The organism is Actinomyces sp. S6-Spd3, from assembly GCF_000758755.1.
Taxonomy (GTDB): Bacteria; Actinomycetota; Actinomycetes; order Actinomycetales; family Actinomycetaceae; genus Pauljensenia.
Map to the genome: position 1 here is coordinate 1 of NZ_JRMV01000131.1, position 643 is coordinate 643.

Annotated in this window: 1 protein-coding gene; it reads right to left on the reverse strand. The window is 50.9% G+C overall.

Features of this window, described 5'->3' with window-relative positions:
- Positions 1-99 precede the first annotated feature (99 nt).
- The coding region (locus tag HMPREF1627_RS00790) for a thymidine kinase (protein ID WP_034500344.1) at positions 100-643 on the reverse strand (544 nt) is incomplete at its 5' end.

The following is a 643-nucleotide window of genomic DNA, read 5'->3' on the forward strand; positions in this document are numbered from 1 at the left end:
CGTGAAGGAACGAAAATGCGCTATGCGCGTGAAGTTCTGCGTAGGATGCCACCCACCAATCATATCGAACAAATGTTCGACACTCGCATCTTGCCTCACCTAATGATCGGAAGAGAGGCGCCCCCTCGACTCTTCCAAATAGCAGTTTCCACACAACGACTCGTAAGTAACCGCTACCCCATCAATCGCTACCTGGTCTCCGTCGAAAACGAATTGGTCATCCACTTTGCGACCGTTAAATACTGCTTTTTTACCGCAGCGACAAATAGTTTTAAGTTCTTCCACCGAGTGCGCGATCTCCAGCAAACGCCGAGCCCCTGGGAACGCTATGGTTTGGAAGTCAGTTCGAATGCCGTACGCAAGAACTGGAACGTTATCCAGCACCGCGATGCGAAACATATCGTCAACCTGTTTTGGTGTGAAAAACTGAGCCTCATCAACAAGTAGTGCCGACACGGGCTTGGCTGCCAAATTCTGCACCAGAGCGTCAGGATCAACCCCTGAGGCTACATTCAAGAAAACGTGGCGCAGATTCTCATCTTTCCCAACCAGCATGTCTACTTCGCGCGTAACACCTAGCCGAGAAACGATCTGTGCATCCCCCTTGGTGTCAACCGACGGCTTAGCAAGTACTACCCTTTGT